The 17,619-nt window shown below is 72.5% G+C and carries 10 protein-coding genes; 5 read left to right on the forward strand and 5 right to left on the reverse strand.

From position 1 onward, the window contains the following. Positions 1-113: 113 nt before the first annotated feature. The 3 genes from KV557_RS10570 to KV557_RS10580 all read left to right on the forward strand — a co-directional run bounded on the left by KV557_RS10570 (position 114) and on the right by KV557_RS10580 (position 4,989). The gene (locus KV557_RS10570) at positions 114-1,358 is read left to right on the forward strand and encodes an HRDC domain-containing protein (RefSeq protein ID WP_218199554.1); all 1,245 of its coding nucleotides are present in this window, start codon (positions 114-116) and stop codon (positions 1,356-1,358) included. A 236-nt stretch (positions 1,359-1,594) separates the two neighbouring features. After that, complete coding sequence (locus KV557_RS10575; protein WP_218199555.1) at positions 1,595-2,839, forward strand: thiolase family protein; 1,245 nt, start codon at positions 1,595-1,597, stop codon at positions 2,837-2,839. 2 nt (positions 2,840-2,841) lie between these two features. Then, on the forward strand, positions 2,842-4,989 hold the full coding sequence (locus KV557_RS10580; protein WP_218199556.1) for a 3-hydroxyacyl-CoA dehydrogenase NAD-binding domain-containing protein: 2,148 nt from the start codon (positions 2,842-2,844) through the stop codon (positions 4,987-4,989). Between the two features lie 85 nt (positions 4,990-5,074). Here the strand turns inward: KV557_RS10580 and KV557_RS10585 are convergent, their stop codons facing one another. The 3 genes from KV557_RS10585 to KV557_RS10595 form a co-directional block, all read right to left on the reverse strand. Continuing rightward, entirely contained in the window at positions 5,075-6,601 is a 1,527-nt protein-coding gene (locus KV557_RS10585; protein ID WP_308129835.1) for an ArnT family glycosyltransferase, read from the reverse strand. A gap of 147 nt (positions 6,602-6,748) precedes the next feature. Then, positions 6,749-8,689: a 1-deoxy-D-xylulose-5-phosphate synthase gene (dxs, locus tag KV557_RS10590; RefSeq protein WP_218199557.1), complete on the reverse strand. Its 1,941-nt coding sequence runs from the start codon at positions 8,687-8,689 to the stop codon at positions 6,749-6,751. 219 nt (positions 8,690-8,908) lie between these two features. Then, positions 8,909-10,102 (reverse strand): ROK family transcriptional regulator, encoded by a 1,194-nt coding sequence (locus KV557_RS10595; protein WP_218199558.1) that lies wholly within the window; start codon positions 10,100-10,102, stop codon positions 8,909-8,911. 342 nt (positions 10,103-10,444) lie between these two features. Here KV557_RS10595 and KV557_RS10600 point away from each other — a divergent pair, with 342 nt between their 5' ends. Beyond that, entirely contained in the window at positions 10,445-12,250 is a 1,806-nt protein-coding gene (locus KV557_RS10600) for an outer membrane protein assembly factor BamB family protein (RefSeq protein ID WP_218199559.1), read from the forward strand. A 159-nt stretch (positions 12,251-12,409) separates the two neighbouring features. Beyond that, the gene (gene pepN, locus KV557_RS10605; protein WP_218199560.1) at positions 12,410-15,004 is read left to right on the forward strand and encodes an aminopeptidase N; all 2,595 of its coding nucleotides are present in this window, start codon (positions 12,410-12,412) and stop codon (positions 15,002-15,004) included. Positions 15,005-15,094: 90 nt separating this feature from the next. Here the strand turns inward: pepN and KV557_RS10610 are convergent, their stop codons facing one another. Beyond that, complete coding sequence (locus KV557_RS10610; protein WP_218199561.1) at positions 15,095-15,325, reverse strand: hypothetical protein; 231 nt, start codon at positions 15,323-15,325, stop codon at positions 15,095-15,097. Positions 15,326-15,490: 165 nt separating this feature from the next. Beyond that, entirely contained in the window at positions 15,491-17,572 is a 2,082-nt protein-coding gene (gene malQ, locus KV557_RS10615; protein WP_374106613.1) for a 4-alpha-glucanotransferase, read from the reverse strand. Positions 17,573-17,619 lie beyond the last annotated feature (47 nt).

Genomic DNA, 17,619 nt, shown 5'->3' on the forward strand with positions numbered 1-17,619 from the left:
CGTCGGCACCGGGTCCGAGCGGACCGGAGGCGAGCGGGCGAGTCACAGTCACGGACGCGGTCTGACCAGTCCGACAACACTCCCGGCTTCGAGGACCGTCGTACCCTTGGTGGGTGACCGACGCCGTAGCAGCCATCCCAGAAGAAGCAGCCCCGGTCCCGCTCCTTGAGCCCAAGGAAGGGATCCCGCCAGTCGTGGCGGACGAGCGGGCGCTGGCCGCCACCGTCGCCGCCTTCGCCGCGGGCACCGGACCGGTCGCCGTCGACGCCGAGCGGGCCTCCGGCTACCGCTACGGGCAGCGCGCGTACCTCATCCAGCTGCGCCGCGCGGGCGCCGGCACCGCGCTGATCGACCCGATCGCCTGCCCCGACCTCGGCGGGCTGGGCGCCGCCCTCGCGGACACCGAATGGGTGGTGCACGCCGCCACCCAGGACCTGCCCTGCCTGGCCGAGGTGGGCATGAGACCGCAGCGGCTGTTCGACACCGAGCTGGCCGGGCGGATCGCCGGCTTCGCGCGGGTCGGACTCGGGCCGATGACCGAGAGCGTGCTCGGGCTGAGCCTGGCCAAGGAGCACTCGGCGGTCGACTGGTCCACCCGCCCGCTGCCCGAGCCGTGGCTGCGCTACGCCGCTCTGGACGTCGAGGTGCTGGTCGAGCTGCGCGACGCACTCGAACAGGAGCTGGACGCCCAGGGCAAGCTCGACTGGGCGCTGGAGGAGTTCGCCGCGATCGCCGCCGCGCCCCGGCCGGCCCCGCGCACCGACCCGTGGCGCCGAACCTCGCAGCTGCACAAGGTCCGCCGGCGCCGCCAGCTGGCCGTGGTGCGCGAGCTGTGGCTGGCCCGGGACCGGATGGCGCAGGATCGCGACGTCTCGCCGGGCCGGGTGCTCTCGGACGCCGCGATCGTCAACGCCGCGCTGGCCATGCCGCTGAACATCGCCGCCCTCCAGGCCGTCCAGGGCTTCGGGCCGCGGGTGCACCGGCGCCAGCTGGAGCAGTGGCTGTCCGCCGTGCAGCGCGGGCGGGAGGTGCCGGAGAACCAGCTGCCGCCGGCCGCCGCGCCGCACGACGGTCCGCCGCCGCCGCGGGCCTGGGCCGAGAAGGACCCGGTGGCCGCCGCCCGGCTGTCCGGCGCCCGCAGCGCGGTCAGCGAGCTGGCCGAGCGGCACAACCTGCCGGCCGAGAACCTGATCACGCCCGACCTGGTCCGCCGGGTCTCCTGGGAGCCGCCGGCCGACGCGAGCGCCGAGGGCGTGGCCGCCGCGCTGCGCCGCCTCGGTGCCCGGCAGTGGCAGGTCGACCTGGTGGCTCCGGCGGTCGCCGCCGCGTTCGCCACCGCGATCGCCGCGCAGGGCTGACCGAGCAGAGCCGAAGCGACCGAAGGGGATGCCGTCGTACGACGGCATCCCCTTCGGCGTTCCCTGGAGACACCGCACTGGTGAGACGTGTCGCGGGACACACGAGGTGAACCCGCCGAGGGGCCTGGGCAGGTTGGTTACCGACCGGTAGCATGGCGGTGAAGCGGCGCCGCTCGGATCTTCGCCGGCGGCAGCCTGCCCACCTCGAACTGTTGGTCCCTGGGAGGAGAGCCCCCGTGCCTCGTACCGCGAGGGATGTCGTCTTCGTTGATGGCGTCCGCACCCCGTTCGGCAAGGCCGGCCCGAAGGGCATCTACCACGAGACGCGCGCCGACGACCTCGTCGTCAAGTGCATCCGGGAGCTCGTGCGCCGGAACCCGAACCTGCCCGTCGAGCGCATCGACGAGGTCGCGATCGCGGCCACCACGCAGATCGGCGACCAGGGTCTGACCATCGGACGCACCGCCGCCCTGCTGTCCGGCCTGCCCAAGTCCGTCCCGGGCTACTCGATCGACCGCATGTGCGCCGGCGCGCTGACCGCCGTGACCGCCACCGCCGGCGGCATCGCCTTCGGCGCGTACGACGTGGTCGTGGCCGGCGGCGTCGAGCACATGGGTCGCCACCCGATGGGCGAGGGCGTCGACCCGAACCCGCGCTTCGTCTCCGAGAAGCTGGTCGACGAGTCCGCCCTGTTCATGGGCATGACCGCGGAGAACCTGCACGACCGCTTCCCGCACCTGACCAAGGAGCGCTGCGACGCCTACGCCGTGCGCTCCCAGGAGAAGGCCGCCAAGGCGTACGCCAACGGCGACATCCAGCCCGACCTGGTGCCGATCTCGATCCGCAACACCAACCCCGAGGTCGGCGAGACCGGCTGGGGCCTGGCCACCGTGGACGAGCCGATGCGCCCGGGCACCACGATGGAGAGCCTGGCCGGTCTGAAGACCCCGTTCCGCCCGCACGGCAACATCACCGCGGGCAACTCGGCCGGTCTGAACGACGGTGCCACCGCCTCGCTGCTGGCCGCCGAGGACGTCGCCGAGGAGCTCGGCCTCCCGGTCAAGATGCGCCTGGTCTCCTACGCCTTCGCGGGCGTCGAGCCCGAGGTCATGGGCATCGGCCCGGTGCCGGCCACCGAGAAGGCGCTGGCCAAGGCCGGTCTGACCATCGACGACATCCAGGCCTTCGAGGTCAACGAGGCCTTCGCCGTCCAGGTGCTGTCCTTCCTGGACCACTACGGCATCGCGGACGACGACGAGCGGGTCAACCCGTACGGCGGCGCGATCGCCTTCGGCCACCCGCTGGCCTCCTCCGGCGTGCGCCTGATGAACCAGCTGGCCCGCCGCTTCGAGCAGCGCCCGGACGTCCGCTACGGCCTCACCACGATGTGCATCGGCTTCGGCATGGGCGGCACCATCATCTGGGAGAACCCGCACTGGAGCGGAGCGACCCAGCAGGCCGAGTTCGAGGGTGGTAAGTGACCATGAGCACCACGACTGAGCTGCTCCAGCACGGCGCCGAGCTGTTCCCGGACGAGGTCGTCACGACCGCGCACGTCCGCCACCTGGACCTGCCGCTGCAGGCCGGCAAGCTGGCCCTGATCACCCTGGACAACGGCTTCGACCACACCAAGCCGACCACCTTCGGCCCGGGCTCGCTGCTGAAGCTGTCCGCCGCGCTGGACCAGGTCGAGGCCGAGGCCGCCGAGGGCAAGATCGCCGGTGTCGCGATCACCGGCAAGCCGTTCATCTTCGCGGTCGGCGCCGACCTCAAGGGCGTCGAGCTGCTCAAAGAGCACGCGGACGCGCTGGCCATCGGCAAGGGCGGCCACGACGTCTTCAAGCGGATCGCCGCGCTGCCCGTTCCGTCCTTCGCGTTCTACAACGGCGCGGCGATGGGCGGCGGCGTCGAGGTCGGCCTGCACTGCACCTACCGCACGGTCAGCTCGGGCGTTCCGGCGTTCTCGCTGCCGGAGGTCTTCCTGGGCCTCGTCCCGGGCTGGGGCGGCTGCACCATCCTGCCGAACCTGATCGGCCCGGCGAAGGCCGTCAAGGTCATCGTCGAGAACTCGATGAACCAGAACAAGCAGCTCAAGGGCAAGGACGTGTTCGAGCTGGGGATCGCCGACGCGATCTTCGAGCCGGCCGACTTCCTGGAGCAGTCGCTGCTGTGGGCCGCCAAGGTCCTCAAGGGCGAGACCGTCGTCGAGCGCGAGGCGATCGACCGCGGCAAGGCCTGGGACGATGCCGTCGCCTGGGGCCGCCTGGTCGCCGACGGCAAGGTGCACGGCGCCGCGCCGGCTCCGTACAAGGCGCTGGACATCATCCAGCTGGTCAAGGACGCCAGCCTTACTGATGCAGCCAGTCTGCAGGCGGGCTTCGACGCCGAGGACGTGGCGCTGGCCGACCTCATCGTGAGTGGCGAGCTGCGCAGCGGCATCTACGCCTTCAACCTGGTGCAGCGCCGGGCCAAGCGCCCGGTCGGCGCGCCGGACAAGTCGCTGGCCCGCCCGGTCACCAAGGTCGGCGTCGTCGGCGCCGGTCTGATGGCCTCGCAGCTGGCGCTGCTGTTCGCCCGCCGTCTGGAGGTGCCGGTGGTCCTCACCGACATCGACCAGGAGCGCATCGACAAGGGCGTCGGCTACGTCCACGCCGAGATCGACAAGCTGCTCGGCAAGGGCCGGATCGGCCAGGACAAGGCCAACCGCCTCAAGGGCCTGGTCAGCGGCTCGCTCGACAAGGCCGCTGCCTTCGGCGACGCGGACTTCGTCATCGAGGCCGTGTTCGAGGAGATGGGCGTCAAGCAGACCGTCTTCGCGGACCTGGAGAACGTGGTCTCGCCGACCTGTGTGCTGGCGACCAACACCTCCTCGCTGTCGGTCACCGAGATGGCCTCGAAGCTGAAGCACCCCGAGCGGGTCGTCGGCTTCCACTTCTTCAACCCGGTCGCGATCCTGCCGCTGCTGGAGATCGTCCGCGGCGAGCAGACCGACGACGCCTCGCTGGCCACCGCCTTCGGCGTCTCGAAGAAGCTGAAGAAGACCTCGGTGCTGGTCAAGGACGCCCCGGCGTTCGTGGTGAACCGGATCCTGACCCGCTTCATGGGCGAGATCCAGAACATCATCGACGAGGGCACCCCGATCGCCACCGTCGAGAAGGGCGTCGAGCCGCTCGGCCTGCCGATGTCCCCGATCGTGCTGCTGGAGCTGGTCGGCCCGGCCATCGCGCTGCACGTCTCGGAGACCCTGCGCGGCGCCTTCCCGGAGCGGTTCACCGTCTCCGAGAACCTCGGCAAGGTGGTCAAGGCCGGCAAGCGCGGCTTCTACACCTGGGTCGACGGCAAGCAGGTCCTCGACCCCGAGGTGCTGGAGCTGCTGTCCTTCGGCGACTCGGTGCTCACCGAGGAGCAGGTCCTGAACCGCGCCCTGGAGGCCGTGGCGCAGGAGATCGGCCTGATGCTGGAGGAGGGTGTCGTCGCCGAGGCGCAGGACATCGACCTCTGCATGATCACCGGTGCCGGCTGGCCCTTCCACCTGGGCGGGATCACCCCGTACCTGGACCGTGAGGGCGTCTCGGAGCGGGTGAACGGCAAGACGTTCCTCGCCCCCGGCGTGGCCTCGGTGCCCGCGTAAGGCGTAGCGGCTGCGTTCGGCGGAGCCCCGGTGACCTAAGGACAGGTCACCGGGGCTCCTTCGTGTGTGGAAGGGGAAGGCGGGCTCAGCGCTTGAGGCGATAGACGACGGTGTCGCCGATGACGCCGATCATCTCGTAGTGGGTGTCCAGCAGGGCCTCGATCCGCGGGACCAGCACCGGCTGGTACGGGGCGATGCCGGAGTCGTCCACGAAGACCTCGGGCAGGCCGTTGGCCAGCTCCTTGTCGAAGGTCTGCCAGGCGTTGTTGACGCTGAACTGCTCGCCCACGTTGGGGCTGCCGTCCTTGCCGCCGCTGTAGTTGGTGAGGAAGCCGGCCGTCAGGTAGCGGGTGGCGGGCTTGCGGCCGGCCAGCCAGTACAGCTCGGGGTGCATGCCCCAGACCAGCACGGTGTCCTTGGGGGTGGTCTGGGCGGCGACGGCGGTGGCGACCTCGGTGGTGCGGTCGAGCCGCTCCCCCGGCCAGGCCAGCGCCAGGCCCCAGAAGACGGTGGCGGCCGCCGTCGTGTACGCCAGCACGGGCTTCCAGCGGATCGCCGAGGTGGCCACCGCGCCGGTGCCCAGCAGCACCAGCGGGGGGATCAGCTGGAGGTAGTAGTGGCCGAAGAAGTGGAAGCCGACGCTGACGGCGACGACGGAGGAGAGCAGCCACACCCACAGGTCGGCGGTGGAGCCGTGCTCCTCGCCCGCGACCGGCAGCGGGCGGTGGCGGTACTTGAGCCAGAGCCGGCGCCCGACCGGGAGCAGGAAGCCCAGGCCGGCCGCGGCCAGGATGGCCGAGTTGCCGAGCGCGCGGCCGATCATCTGCAGCCAGGCGCCGCTGAAGGAGGCGTAGTCGCCGCTGCCGGTGACCACCCAGAAGAGGAAGCCCTTGGGTTTGGTCAGGATGACCGCGACCAGCGCTATCGGCAGGGTGAAGCCGAAGCCGATCTTGAACAGGGCGGGCGGCCAGGCCACCCCGCGCCGGCGGGCGTCCTGGAAGAGCATCCACAGCACCGGCAGCAGCACCGCGCCGCCGGTCTGCTTGGTGAGCGAGCAGAGCGCCACCGCGATGCCGGCGGCCAGCCAGCGGCGGCGCTCGGCGTACCGGAAGGCGGCCACCATCGCGGGCAGCATGAAGACCTCGAAGGTCGCCGCCTGGGTGTCCTCCGGGGAGAGCCCGATGGAGACGAGCAGGTAGAGCAGCCCGGCGCCGGCCCCGGCCCGGTTGCCCCAGCGGCCGCGGGCGATGGAAGCCAGCAGGATCGCGGTGACCAGGTGGGCGACCACCGCCAGGGTGCGCAGCGGCCACAGCGAGGCCGAGCCGAAGACGGCGAAGCAGGCCTGGTAGAGCCACGGCAGCAGCGGCGGCTTGCGGTCGACCACGGTGTCGTACAGCACTCCGCCGTCGGCCAGCATCCGGGCCTGGGTGGCCAGGAAGCCCTCGTCGGGGCTCCAGACCGGCCGGGCGAAGGACGGGATGTGGGTGAGCAGCGCGACCAGCGCCAGCACCGGCACCAGCCTGGTCCAGTACCCGGTGAACACATGGGTACGGACGCGCTCGGGCAGGCGCTCGGCCAGTCCGGCGAGGCGGGAGTGGGTGGGGGTCGGCACGGTGACAACCTACCGGGCGGGATCGGCGCGGGCAGCGCCGGTCCCGCCTTTCGGTGCGATTATCAGCTCGTACGGTGACGAGCTGTTACAGACTTGCGGCAAACGGCCGTCGGCCGGCGCCGCAAGGTCTGCGGTCGGGCCTCGGGATCAGGCGTCGACGGAGGCGTCGACGGTGGCCTTGACGGTGACCTCGGCGGAGGCCTTGTCCAGGCCGGCGACCACGGCGGTCACCTTCCGGGCGATGTCGGGGCCGTTGAGGCCGATCTCGGCCAGGATCTCGCCGCGGCTCGCGTGGTCCAGGAACTCCTGCGGGATGCCGAAGTCGCGGACCGGCAGGTCCACCTCGGCGTCGCGCAGCGCCTGGGCGACGGCGGCGCCGACGCCGCCCACCCGGCCGTTGTCCTCGATCGTGACGACCACCCGGTGCTCGGCGGCCAGGCCCGGCAGGGCCGGGTCCACCGGCTTGACCCAGCGGGGGTCCACCACGGTGGCGGTGATGCCCTGGGCGGCCAGCAGGTCGGCGACCTCCAGGCTGGTGCCGGCCATCGCGCCGACCGAGACGATCAGCACGTCGGCGTGGTGCGCCCCGGCCGACTCCTCGGCGGCGCGCAGCACGTCCATGCCGCCGACGCGGCCGACCGCGGGGACGGCCGGGCCGACCGTGCCCTTGGAGTAGCGGACCACCGTCGGCGCGTCCTTGACCTCGACGGCCTCGCGCAGCTGGGCGCGGACCTGGTCGGCGTCGCGCGGGGCGGCCAGCCGCAGGCCCGGGACGACCTGGAGGATCGACATGTCCCACATGCCGTTGTGCGAGGCACCGTCCGTGCCGGTGACGCCCGCCCGGTCGAGGACGAAGGTGACGCCCAGCTTGTGCAGGGCGACGTCCATCAGGACCTGGTCGAAGGCCCGGTTGAGGAAGGTCGCGTAGACCGCGAACACCGGGTGCAGCCCGTTGGTGGCCAGGCCGGCCGCGCTGGTGACGGCGTGCTGCTCGGCGATGCCGACGTCGAAGATGCGGTCCGGGAAGGCCTGCGCGAAGGGAGCCAGACCGACCGGGTGGAGCATCGCGGCGGTGATGGCGACGATGTCCTCGCGCTCGTGGCCGAGCGCGACCATCTCCTCGCCGAAGACGGAGGTCCAGTCCTTGCCCGAGTTCTTGACCGGCAGGCCGGTGTCCGGGTGGATCACGCCGACCGCGTGGAAGCGGTCCTCGTCGTTGTTCTCGGCGGCGTGGTAGCCGCGGCCCTTCTCGGTGAGGCAGTGCACGATCACCGGGCCGCCGAAGCCGCGCGCCTTGGTCAGCGCGGACTCCAGGGCGGTGAGGTCGTGGCCGTCGATCGGGCCGATGTACTTGAGGCCGAGGTCCTCGAACATGCCCTGCGGGGCGATGAAGTCCTTGAGGCCCTTCTTGGCGCCGTGCAGGGTCTCGAACAGCTGCTGGCCGACCACCGGGGTGCGCTGCAGCGCGTCCTTGCCCCAGGACAGGAAGCGCTCGTAGCCCTGGGTGGTGCGCAGCGTGGCGAGGTGGTTGGCCAGGCCGCCGATGGTGGGGGAGTAGGAGCGCTCGTTGTCGTTGACGACGATGACGACCGGCAGGTCCTTGGCGTCGGCGATGTTGTTCAGCGCCTCCCAGGCCATGCCACCGGTGAGCGCGCCGTCGCCGATGACCGCGATGACCGGGTCGGCCTTGCCCTGGATCTTGTTGGCCTTGGCCAGGCCGTCGGCGTAGGAGAGGACGGTGGAGGCGTGCGAGTTCTCGATCACGTCGTGCTCGGACTCGGCGCGCGAGGGATAGCCGGACAGGCCCCCACTCATCTTCAGACGGGAGAAGTCCTGGCGGCCGGTGAGCAGCTTGTGCACGTAGCTCTGGTGGCCGGTGTCGAAGAGGATGCGGTCGCGCGGGGAGTCGAAGACCCGGTGCAGCGCGATGGTGAGCTCCACCACGCCGAGGTTGGGGCCGAGGTGGCCGCCCGTCTTGGAGACCTCGGTCACCAGGAAGGTCCGGATCTCCTGGGCCAGTGCGGCCAGCTGTCCGGGCGTGAGCCGGTCGAGATCGCGCGGTCCCCGAATGCGGGTCAGCAGGGCCACCCGTTCCTCCTCGTTCGTATTCGCGGACCGCGGGCGGTCCGACGGGCGTCGCTGCCCGGTGCGCCGGCGCGCTCTGACGGTCCGCTTCAAGGGTCGCGGTCCGTGCCGACCGGTCGAGTCTAATGTCCGCCTGCCGGACACCGAGCGGCGCGCCCGGTGCCACCGGCCGGTCACCGGCGATCCCCGAGGTGACAGGGGTCCGGGCCAGGCGCGGTCGCGTCAAGCCCGGTTGACGGAGGCGGCGGCGAGCGCGCCCGACTCCCCCATCTCGCTCATCACCAGCGCCAGCGCGCCGAGCACCTCCGCGCGGCCGCCCAGGGTGCCCGGGACCACGGACAGCTGGCGGGCGGCGCTGGGGATCGCGTACCGGGCCACCGAGTCGCGGATCGGGGCGAGCACCAGCTCACCGGCCTCGGCGAGGTCGCCGCCGAGGATCACCCGGCGCGGGTTGAGCAGGTTGCAGAGGGTCGCGACGCCGGTGCCGATCTGCCGGCCGGCGTCCGCGATCACCCTGCGGCAGCCGAGGTCGCCCTGGTGGGCCAGCTCGACCACCTTGGGCAGTGTGAGGTCGGGGCCGAGGGTGGAGGTGAGCAGGGAGAGCAGGTAGCGGGAGCCGACGAAGGTCTCCAGGCAGCCGCGGTTGCCGCAGCGGCAGACCGGCCCGGCCTCGTCCAGGGTGATGTGCCCGATCTCACCGGCGGTGCCGCCCGGGCCACGGTAGATCTGGCCGTTGACCACCAGGCCGGCGCCGACGCCGCTGGCGATCTTGATGTAGGCGAGGTCGCTCAGCCCGCGGCCGGCGCCCCACACCAGCTCGCCGAGCGCGCCGAGGTTGGCGTCGTTGTCCACGTGCACCGGCATGCCGAGCCGCTCCGCGAGCTCACGGCCGGGGGCGATGCCCGTCCAGCCGGGCAGGATCGCGGTGGAGCCGAGCGCGCCGGTCTCCACGTCGATCGGGCCGGGCACGCCGAGACCGACGCCGATCACCTTGTCCGGGCGGAAGCCGGCCTGCTCCAGCAGCCGCGCGACCATCGCCTCGGCGCGGTCGAAGCCCTGCGCGGCCGAGACGTCCACGTCGATCGGGGCGCTCTCCTCGGCGAGCACCCGGTGCGCCAGGTTGCCGACGGCGACCCGCAGGTGGGTGTGGCCGAAATCGATGCCCACCACGATGCCGGCGTCGCCGCTGAGCGAGACGCTGCGGGCCCGGCGGCCGCCGGAGGAGGTGTCGGCGACGACGACGGTGCCGCTCTCCTTCAGCTCCCGCACGATGTTGGAGACGGTGGCGGCGGAGAGGCCGGTGCCGCGGGCGATCTCGGCCTGGGTCAGCGAGCCGGCCATCCGCACCGCGCGCAGCACCCGCTCCAGGTTCGCCCGGTGCAGCGATGACTGAGAGCCAGGTGTGTCCGTCGCCATGATCCACCATCCCAAGGGGGCGGGGACCCCTCCGCCGGGCGTCCCCTTCAACTCCTGAAGCCTACGGCTCCGGGTGGGGGGTGGGGGTGCTGGTGGGGAGATCGGGGGACGGCGGGACGGGTGAGGGGGCCGGGCGGGCAGGGGGGCGGCGGGCCGGGGACGGTCCGGGGCCGTCGTGCGCGAAGGGGTGACGGGGAGATCCGGAGGGGGTCCCGGGGGGCTTTCGGGCTCCTGTCGGCAACCGAAAACCAGTCACCACTACCATGGTGCCCAATCTCACCCGTCCCACCGGAACCGGACGATACCGGCAGGGGGACGAATCCAGACATGACGGGGAATCAGATGGCAGGGGATCACCCTACGCCGGGGACAGGCGAAACGCCCGGCAGCGGCCCGCAGGACAACCGGGGCGTCTCGTTCGGGCGCCAGCCCGGCACGGACCCGGCCGCCGTCGCGGACCAGATGACACAGCTCGACGGCTCGGCGATCCCGGGCCCGGCCGCGCCGGCCGGTCCGCCGGCCCAGCCGCCCGCACCGCCGGCCGCTCCGCCGGGCGGGGGCGCCGCCTACGCACCGACCGCGGCCGCCTTCCCGTCCCAGGCCCCGCCGCCGCCCCCGGCCGGCGCGCCCGTCGGCCCGTACGACCCGATGCCCGGCGCCTCGTACGCCGCGCCCGACGCCGGCCAGACCTTCGGCGGCGGCTACGGGTACCCGCAGGAGCAGCAGCAGGCCGGGTACACCTACCCGACCACGCCGGTGCCGGCCGTGCCCAAGCAGCGCAACCCCGTGATGATGTGGGGCGGCATCATCGGCGGCGTGCTGGCCGTCGCCATCGTCGCCGGGCTCATCGTGCTGTTCACCCAGAAGGACAACCCCGACAACCCGACCGCCAGCTCCGGTGGCACCACCAGCACCGGCGGCACCAGCGGCGACGTCACCGACGCCCCGACCATCGCGGGCTCCAGCAGCGGCGGCAACACGGGCGGCGGTGGCGGCGGCGGTGCCTCCTACAACGTCGCCTGGAACGCCCCCAAGGCCACCACCGGGGACGGCAGCGCGCAGATTCTCGGCATCTGGGGCACCGACAAGGTCACCGTGCGCGCCGACAGCACCGGCATCCGGGGCTTCAACGTCACGGACGGCAAGGAGGCGTGGAACATCCCGGTGCCCTCCGGCGCCAAGGAGCTGTGCGCCGCCTCGTACAGCACCAACTCCAAGAACGTGGCCGCCGTCGCCTTCAACACCGGTGACAGCGACTGCTCCACCATCGGCGCCGTCGACATCAGCCAGGGCAAGCTGCTCTGGAGCGCCAAGGTCTCCAACGACCGGGTCTCCTACCCGACGCTCAGTGTCACCGACAAGGTGGTCGCCATCGGCGGCAACCTCGTCGGTGCGGTGAACATCGACAACGGCAGCCCGGTCTGGCAGTTCCAGCCGCGCGACAAGGACTGCAGCCTGTACGGCCGGGCGGGCGGCAACCAGATCGCCGTCAGCGACCGCTGCTACCTGACCAGCGGCCCGAAGTCGCAGCTGGTGATCGTCGACGCCGACACCGGCAAGACCACCAGCTCGCCGATCACCCTCCAGGGCAGCATCGAGCGGGTCGACAAGGTCGTCTCGGACCAGCCGCTGGTGCTGCTGATGAGCAGCGGCCCGAACGGCGACTACGTCCTGCCGTTCGACAAGAGCAACAAGCCGGGCAACCCGATGTCGGTCAAGGAGCCCGGCTCGGACAGCCTGCGCCTGTCCGGCGAGTCCGACGCGATGACCCAGAACGTGGTCAGCGGCAACATCCTGTACGCGCAGATCACCGGCTCCAACTCGGCCGTCAACGCGTACGACCTGACCACCGGCAAGCGGATCTGGTCGGCCGCCGCCGACTCCAACCAGGACATCCGGCTGGTGTCCGGCTACGACAAGGACGGCAAGGTCCGCGTGATCATCAGCCAGGGCTACAAGAAGCCCGCCCGGCTGGTGACGCTCTCGCCGACCGACGGCAAGATGACCGACCTCGGCACCCTGGCCATGCCCGACGGCCTCGACATCGGCATGAGCCTGTCCGAGTACGTCATGGCGCCGGACGGCAACTCGGTCTACGCCTTCAGCCGCGGCAGCACGAACGCGCCGGTGACCAAGTGGAAGAAGTGACGGTGAGCCTTCGGGGCTGACAGCCGGGCTGACGTCCGGTGTGCAGGCGGGGCGGGTACGGGCTTTCGGCCCGGCCCGCCCCGCCTGCGATGATTCGGCGGGCTCGTCCGTTGGGCATGGGAGGATGCGAAACACCAGCCCGACGAAGGAGTTCAGCGAGTGCCCGGCACCAACCTGACCCGTGAGGAGGCCCGCACCCGGGCCGACCTGCTGCACGTGGACGCGTACGACATCGAGCTCGACCTGAGCTCGGCCCGCGAGGGCGGGACCTTCCGTTCCACCACCGTGGTCCGGTTCACCGCCACCACCCCCGGCGCGGACAGCTTCATCGACCTCGTCGCCCCGAGCGTCGAGGAGATCACCCTCAACGGCGCCCCGCTCGACCCCGCGAGCTTCGCCGACAGCCGGATCCCGCTGCCGGACCTCGCGGCCGAGAACGAGCTGCGCGTCGTCGCCGACTGCGCCTACACCAACACCGGTGAGGGCCTGCACCGGTTCGTCGACCCGGTCGACGGCGAGACCTACCTGTACACCCAGTTCGAGGTGCCGGACGCCCGCCGCGTCTTCGCCTCCTTCGAACAGCCCGACCTGAAGGCCACGTTCGCGTTCACCGTGACCGCCCCCAAGGGCTGGGTCGTGGTCTCCAACTCGCCCACCCCGGTGCCGGCCGGCGACGGCACTGCGTCCAACGGTCAGGATGTCCAGGTGTGGACGTTCGAGCCGACCGGCCGGATCTCCAGCTACATCACGGCGCTCGTCGCCGGCCCGTACGTCGGCGTCTTCGACAGCTACGAGAACGGCGAGCAGAAGGTGCCGCTCGGCGTCTACTGCCGGCCCTCGCTGCGCGAATTCCTCGACGCCGACGCCGTGTTCGCGGTCACCAAGCAGGGCTTCGACTACTTCCAGGAGAAGTTCGACTTCCCCTACCCGTTCGCGAAGTACGACCAGCTGTTCGTCCCGGAGTTCAACGCCGGCGCGATGGAGAACGCGGGCGCCGTCACCCTGCGCGACCAGTACGTGTTCCGCTCCAAGGTCACCGACGCCGCGTACGAGTCCCGCGCCGCGACGATCCTGCACGAGCTCGCCCACATGTGGTTCGGCGACCTCGTCACCATGGAGTGGTGGAACGACCTCTGGCTCAACGAGTCCTTCGCCACCTTCGCCGAGGCCGTCTGCCAGGCCGAGGCCCCCGGCTCCAAGTGGCCGCACTCCTGGACCACCTTCGCCAACCAGATGAAGACCTGGGCGTACCGGCAGGACCAGCTGCCGTCCACCCACCCGATCATGGCCGACATCAACGACCTGGAGGACGTCCAGGTCAACTTCGACGGCATCACCTACGCCAAGGGCGCGTCGGTGCTCAAGCAGCTCGTCGCCTACGTCGGCCAGGACGCCTTCTTCCAAGGCGTGCAGGCCTACTTCAAGCGCCACGCCTGGGGCAACACCCGGCTCGGCGACCTGCTCGGAGCCCTGGAGGAGGCCAGCGGACGCGACCTCAAGGCCTGGTCCAAGGCCTGGCTGGAGACCGCCGGCATCAACGTGCTGCGGCCCGCGATCGTCCTGAACACGGACGGCGAGATCGAGTCCTTCACCGTCCTGCAGGAGGCCCCCGCGCTGCCCGCCGGTGCCAAGGGCGAGGCCGTGCTGCGTCCGCACCGCGTCGCCATCGGCCTGTACGAGCTCGTCGACGGCACGCTCGTACGCACCGACCGGATCGAGCTCGACGTCGACGGGCCGCGCACCGAGGTGCCGGAGCTCGTCGGGCGGCACCGGCCGGCCGTCGTCCTGCTCAACGACGACGACCTCTCCTACGCCAAGATCCGGCTCGACGAGGACTCGCTCGCCGTCGTCACCGAGCACCTCGGCGGGTTCACCGAGTCGCTGCCGCGCGCCCTGTGCTGGGCCTCCGCCTGGGACATGACCCGCGACGGCGAACTCGCCGCCCGCGACTACCTGTCGCTCGCCCTCTCCGGCATCGGGCGCGAGACCGACATCGGCGTCGTCCAGTCCGTGCAGCGGCAGGTCAAGCTCGCCCTCGACGCCTACACCGACCCCGCGTGGCGCGAGCAGGGCCTCGCCCGCTGGGCCGCCGCCGCCGAGGAGCACCTGCGGGCCGCCGAACCCGCCGGCGACCACCAGCTCGCCTGGGCCCGCGCCCTCGCCGCCGTCGCCCGCACCGACGGGCAGCTCGACCTGCTCGCCGGGCTGCTGGACGGCACGGTGGAGGTCAAGGGCCTCGCCGTCGACACCGAGCTGCGCTGGACCCTGCTCACCCGGCTCGCCGCCACCGGCCGCGCCGACGAGGTGGCCATCGCCGCCGAGCTGGAGCGCGACAACACCGCGGCCGGCCAGGAGCACGCCGCCACCTGCCGCGCCGCCCGGCCCACCGCCGAGGCCAAGGCCGAGGCGTGGGCGGCGGTCGTCGAGTCGGACACGCTCACCAACTACGTCCAGGAAGCGACCATCGCCGGCTTCCAGCAGGCCGACCAGCGCGAGCTGCTCGCGTCGTACGCGGCGAAGTACTTCGCGGCCGTGAAGGAGGTCTGGGAGACCCGCAGCCACGAGATCTCGCAGCAGATCATCGTCGGGCTGTACCCGGCGCTCCAGGTCACGCAGGAGACGGTGGACGCGACGGACGCGTGGCTGGCCTCCGCCGAGCCGGCGCCGGCGCTGCGGCGGCAGGTCGTCGAAGCGCGGGCCGGGATCGAGCGGGCGCTCAAGGCGCAGGCCGCCGACCGGGCGGCGGGTCGCTGACGCCGTAGGAATGCCCGAAGGGGCGCCGGACTCGGGTCCGGCGCCCCTTCGGGGTTTGCGGGTCTTGGTGGACGGCCGTCGGACCGTCGGCTACTTCTTCTTGCCCTTGTTGCCGTACGGCAGGCCCGCGAGGGCGGCGATGATCGCGAAGGCCACGATCGGGATCAGCACGTACAGGCCGATGGTCTGGCCGACGCTCAGGCCGGCGCCCGGGTCGTCGCCATCGTCCCGGGTGAGGGCCATGGCGGGCGACGACAGCAGCATCATCAGCGTGACCGTTGCGGAGACCGCGCCGGCTCGCAAAGCGTTCCTCTTGTCCACGATTTCCAACTTACCCGCCGCTTATGGACCCCCGCGCGCCGGGGTCGGCCTTCCGGGAGGTGGCGGGCCGGGGGTGGGGGCCCTGCGGGACGGGGGGCGGCGGGAGCGGGCTGGCCGTGGTGGGATGGCCCGGCACGCCTGGGGGTGTGCCGGGCAGGGTAAGGGTCAGGCCGGGCGGGGTGGGGTCGGGGCCAGGAGGTGGGCGAGGAAGGGGGCCGCCGGGGTCGTGGCCAGGGTGTCGAGGGTGACCGGGTGGCCGGCGCCGTCGGCGATCGGGAGGCGCCAGTTCGGGTACTGGTCCCAGGTGCCGGGCAGGTTCTGCGGGCGCGGGTCGCCGACCAGGTCCGGCAGCCAGACGCCGACCAGCCCCGCCCCGGTGGCGGCCAGGAAGCGGTACAGCACCGGCATCGACAGCGGCTCGTCCGGCGCCAGCAGCCCCAGCCTGGTCAGCGCGGCACGCCAGTCCGCCAGCTCCCCCGCCGCCTCCGCCTGCTCCTCCCCCAGCGGGCGGGCCAGCAGCCCCAGCCGGTGCCGCAGCTCGACGTGCTCGCCGGAGAGGCGGGCCGCCGTACTCGGCAGGTCGTGGGTGGTGAGGGTGGCCAGACAGCCCGTCCGCCAGCGGTCCGGCGCCAGGATCTCCCCGCCCGCCGGCCAGTCCCGCTCGAACCAGAGGACGGACGTCCCGAGGATCCCGCGCGCCGCCAGCTCCTCGCGGACCCCCGGCTCAACCGTCCCCAGGTCCTCGCCGATCACCGCCGTCCCCGCCCGGTGCGCCTCCAGCGCCAGCACCCCGAGCATCGCCTCCGCGTCGTAGCGGACGTACGCGCCCTCGGTCGGCGCGTGCCCGTCCGGCACCCACCAGAGCCGGAACAGACCCATCACGTGGTCGATCCGCACGGCCCCCGCGTGCCGGGCGGCGGCCCGCAGCAGCTCCGCGTACGGGGCGTAGCCGGCCGCGGCGAGCGCGTCCGGGCGCCAGGGCGGCAGGCCCCAGTCCTGGCCGTGCGCGTTGAAGGCGTCCGGCGGGGCGCCGACCGAGATGCCGCCGGCCAGCACGTCCTGCAGCGCCCAGGCGTCCGCGCCGTCCGGGTGGACGCCGACGGCGAGGTCGTGGATCAGCCCGACCGGCATGCCGGCCTCCCGGGCCGCCGCCTGGGCGGCGGCGAGTTGCTGGTCGACCTGCCAGGCGAGCCAGCGGTGGAACTCGACCCGGTCGGCGCACTCCTTCCGGGCGCGCTCCACCTGCGACCCGTCCGGGTGGCGCAGCCCCTTCGGCCAGGCGTGCCAGTCCGGGCCGTGCACCTCGGCGAGCGCGTTCCAGAGGGCGTACCGCTCCAGCCACTCGCCCTCGCGGCGCCGGTACGCCCGGTACGCGGCCTCGCGGCCGGCCCCGCGCGGCACCTCGTGCAGCAGCTCCAGCGCCTCGCGCTTGAGCGTCCAGACGGCGTCCCGGTCGATCAGGCCGTCGTGCGCCAGCACCTCGGCGCGGAGCCGGGCGGCCCGGCGGCCCAGTTCCTCGGCCTCGGCGCGCTGGTCGCCGGCGAGGTAGGCGTACTCGGGGACGGCCTCGACGCGCAGGTGGACGGGGTCTGCGAAGCGGCGGGAGGAGGGGCGGTAGGGGGACGGGTCGGAGGGGGCGCCGGGGAGGCCGGCGTGGAGGGGGTTGATCTGGACGAAGCCTGCGCCGAGGTCGGCGCCCGCCCACTGCGCGAGGTCGGCGAGGTCGCCGAGGTCGCCCATGCCCCAGGAGCGGCCGGAGAGGACGGAGTACAGCTGGGCGAGGAACCCCCAGCTGCGGCCGGGGAGTTGGGGGAGCTTCGCGGGGGCGACGATCAGTGCCGCCTGGGCCTTGCCGCTGCTCGTCTCCGCTTTGAGGACGTGCCGCCCGAGGGGGAGATCGGCCGGCAGCCAGTGCGAGTGGCCGCGGGGGAGCTCCCAAGCGCCGCCGTCCTCCAGCTCCACGTGCAGGCGCGCATCGGCGGGCACGTCCAGTGCCGTACGGCGCCCTTGGCGGACTACGACGCACGGTGGCAGCAACCGGGCCTGCAGCTCGGCCCGGTGACGCTCCAACACCTCCCGCACCTCCTCCGGCGTCCCCGCCGCCACCCCGAGCGCCCCCAGCACCGCCACCAGCGTCCGCGCCCCCACGGGCACCCCGCCCGGCCCCGGATCCCGCGTATCCACCCCGTACGCCTGGGCCAGCGCCACCAGCTCGGCGGGAGGTGCCGGCGCGTCCTGCGTCGGCACCTTCAGCCCGTCGGCTCCGTCACGGTCGAGATAAGCGGCCACTCGCG

The organism is Kitasatospora aureofaciens (assembly GCF_019192735.1).
GTDB classification, from domain to species: Bacteria; Actinomycetota; Actinomycetes; order Streptomycetales; family Streptomycetaceae; genus Kitasatospora; species Kitasatospora aureofaciens_A.

Bases quoted from the DNA above. Each gene is read 5' to 3' on its own strand.
- KV557_RS10595 (WP_218199558.1), bottom strand. From the start codon at position 10,102: ATGGCGACGGACACACCTGGCTCTCAGTCATCGCTGCACCGGGCGAAC.
- KV557_RS10600 (WP_218199559.1), top strand. From the start codon at position 10,445: ATGGCAGGGGATCACCCTACGCCGGGGACAGGCGAAACGCCCGGCAGC.
- KV557_RS10580 (WP_218199556.1), top strand. From the start codon at position 2,842: ATGAGCACCACGACTGAGCTGCTCCAGCACGGCGCCGAGCTGTTCCCG.